Genomic DNA, 3,004 nt, shown 5'->3' with positions numbered 1-3,004 from the left:
GCCGGCGGTGCCGGGGGCCAGCTCGGCGGTGGCGCGCGGGCCGCCGGCGGCACCGGCGGCGCCGAAGCGGGCGACCAGCTCGGGGAGGTCGGCCAGGCCCAGCCGCCGCGTGGTCGCGCCGCCGTCCCGTCCGTCCTGTCCGTCCTGTCCACCGTGGACGCCCTCACCGTCCTCGCCGTTCTGGCCGTTCTGGCCGTCCTCGCCGGACCGGCCGCTCCGGCCGCCCGGCTCGCGCAGCGCGCCGACCATCTCGTCCATCGAGTCCAGGGCCCGCAGCCCGGCCTCCTCCAGGCGGCGCAGCAGCGCGGTGGTCTCCTCCGGTTCCTGGCCCGGGAGTTGGCCGGCCTGGGCCTCCAGCACGATGCCGGTGATCTCGTGCGCGACGAAGTCGTGCAGCCCCCGGGCCACCTCCAGCCGCTGCTCGCGCCGGGCCCGGGCGACCGCCCGCTCCCGGCGGGCGTCCAGGACCCGCAGGTAGAGGGCCGCGCCCGCGACGCCGAGCAGCGGCAGCAGCGAGAGCAGCACCCCGACCACCGGACCGGCCGCGCCGCCCTGCGGCATCCGCAGGGTGAACCGCAGCGGCAGCAGCACGGCCGCGAGCCCGACCAGCCCGCCGACCGCCCCGACCGAGCGGTCCGGCAGTCGGCGCACGGCCCGGAAGCACAGCCCGAGCAGGGCGAGCCACTCCAAGGGCAGCCAGAACGCGGGCAGCCGGTACGGCCCCGGGTAGACCAGGTCGACCAGCAGCGAGGCCCCGGCCGCCACCCCGGCGGCCGCACCGAGCGTGATCCGTCCGACGGGCCACGGCAGCAGCGCCACCACCGCGGTGAGCGCCGCCGTCAGTGCGAGCAGCACGGCCGCGACCCGGGCGTCCGGCTGCGCCAGCGCGACGGGCACCAGCAGCGCGAGCGCGGAGGCGGCGGCGAGCCGCCGGCGGACCCGGGCCGAGCGCGGCCACGCGGCGTCGGAGCGGACGAGGACGGAGTCGGTACGCACCCGGCCGAGCCTACGGGGGGCCCACCCGGCCGGTCCGGCCGGTCCGACGGGCAGCTCTCCCGGGGGAGGCGGCCTCCTCCTCGGGACTGACCGGTCCGGCCCTCAACTCCCCTCCGCAGCGGGAGGTCCGCACGACCGGGCCGGAGCATGCTCGGTGACGTCGGAACAACCGCACCGAAGGAGTCACGAACCGTCATGAACCGCCGTCTCGCCACCGCCGCCGTCCCGCTCCTCCTGCTGGCCGCGACCGTGGCCACCGCCGTCCCGGCCGCCGTCGCCGCCCCGGCCCCCGTCGCAGCGGTCACCACGGCAGCGGCCGCCACCGCGCCGACGTCCACCCCGGCGGGCGACTTCGGCCCGGTGAGCGTGCGCGGCACCGGCAACACCGTCCTCACCGCCGGGTTCCAGGGCTTCGAGGGCGACCCGGTGCAGATCACGGTGGACGCCCGGGCCACCACCAACACCGATCCGCGCGGCACCGCCGGCCACTTCCACGTCCGCCACGTGCACACCGACGGCCGGCTGGTCGCCGACTTCGAGGGGGACATCGGCTGCCTCGCCGTCGGCGGCCGGGAGGCGATCGCCACCGGGGTGATCACCAAGGGCGAGGCGCCCTGGTTCCCGGGCCTGCAGCTGGTCGGCCAGAAGGTCTCGCTCTCGGTGGAGGACGCCGGGCGGCGCGGGGACCGGATGGGCTGGGTCTGGGGCGCGTTCGGCCAGCCGGTGTCGGACTGCCAGGGCACGGTACCGTTCATCCGCACGACCAGTGGTGACTTCTCCGTGCGCGGCTGACGCCCGGCCGACCGGGCCTGCCAGGGCCTCCGGACGACGAGCGGACGACGAGCGGACCACGGCCGGGCGCCGAACCCGGCACCGGCCGGGCGGCGAACGCAAAGCCGACCGCGACGCCGACCGCGGCGGCGCACGGGGTCGCGCACCACCGCCCGAGCACCCGCAGCCCTGGAGGCCCCCGTTGTCCCTCGACCGTCCGACCGGCCCGCCATCAGCGGGCGCGGGGTTCAACGACCCCACAGGGGAGGGCCGTTGAACCCCGCGCCGAACCACCCCGCGCCGAACCACCCCGCACCCGACTACGCCCGACTCGCCGCCGTCGGGCCGTACTTCGCGCTGGACACCTCGGCGGACGGCACGCCGCCCGAGGGCTTCCGGCCGCTGGCCGAGCTGTACGGGACCGGGCCGGACGCGCCGCTGGCGGCACGGCTGCGGGTGGTGGCGCAGCGGCTCGGCACCGCCGAACTCCGGGTCGCCGCCTCGATCCTGCACCTGGGGCTGGCGGCCCGATTCTGGTCCGTGGGGCTGGGCTCGGCCGTCCTGCTGGGGTCGGTCCCGACCCTGGAGCGCGCCTGGGTCCGGATCCCGGACCAGGGCCCGCTCGATCTGTGGACCCCGGCGGAGCCCGCCCGGCCAACCGCCCGGCCAACCGCCGGGCCAACCGCCGGGCCGCTCGCCGACCAGCTCCACCGAGCCGTCCTGCTGGGCCAGTTGGAGCCGCTGGCGGAGGCCGTCCGGGCCGCCGCCCCGCTCTCCGCGCGCCTGCTGCTCGGCAACGCCGCCTCCGCCCTGGCCGGGACGCTGCGGGTGCTGGACGCCCATGCGCCCGGCCCCGCACGGGCGTTGGTCGCGGAGCTGCTGGACCGTCCACCGCTGGCCGGTTCGGGCACCCTGCGAACCGGGCCGCGCGGCACGGCGTTCCGGCGGAACAGCTGCTGCCTCTACTACCGGGTGGGCCCGGGTGCCGGGCTCTGCGGGGACTGCTGCTTCAGCACGCCGCCCGGCCGTGGGAAGCGGAACGACTGATATCTTCATAACCGAAGGTCATCATCGGGTCTGCCGTCGCCGTCGGCCGCGCACCACGGTCCCGTGCACCGGGTCAGCAGGGCCGTATTCCCCGGCTCAGAGAGTGTTGGGTAATCGGGTGACTACTGGTGCTTGAGGTCGTCGGCGAGGCGGCGGGCTGCTTCGGTCTCGATGGGGCCGCGTGGTTCGA

The 3,004-nt window shown here is 77.2% G+C and carries 3 protein-coding genes; 2 read left to right on the top strand and 1 reads right to left on the bottom strand.

The window, feature by feature from the left end:
- A partial coding sequence (locus tag ABZW03_RS39230) for a histidine kinase (protein ID WP_355269420.1) occupies nt 1-996 on the bottom strand: 996 nt, incomplete at its 3' end.
- Nucleotides 997-1,191: 195 nt separating this feature from the next.
- On the opposite strand from ABZW03_RS39230, the gene ABZW03_RS39225 reads away from it, so the two are divergent.
- Nucleotides 1,192-1,788, top strand: coding sequence for a hypothetical protein (locus ABZW03_RS39225; protein WP_355269418.1), 597 nt, complete (start codon nt 1,192-1,194; stop codon nt 1,786-1,788).
- A 252-nt stretch (nt 1,789-2,040) separates the two neighbouring features.
- On the top strand, nt 2,041-2,814 hold the full coding sequence (locus ABZW03_RS39220; protein WP_355269416.1) for a (2Fe-2S)-binding protein: 774 nt from the start codon (nt 2,041-2,043) through the stop codon (nt 2,812-2,814).
- Nucleotides 2,815-3,004 lie beyond the last annotated feature (190 nt).

Source organism: Kitasatospora sp. NPDC004799 (genome assembly GCF_040609095.1).
Taxonomy (GTDB): domain Bacteria; phylum Actinomycetota; class Actinomycetes; order Streptomycetales; family Streptomycetaceae; genus Kitasatospora.
The sequence above is the reverse complement of the archived record's forward strand: the minus strand, read 5'-3'. Positions and strand labels throughout refer to the sequence as shown.

Excerpts from the sequence above, each read along its gene's own strand:
- ABZW03_RS39225 (WP_355269418.1), top strand. The coding sequence starts at position 1,192 with ATGAACCGCCGTCTCGCCACCGCCGCCGTCCCGCTCCTCCTGCTGGCC.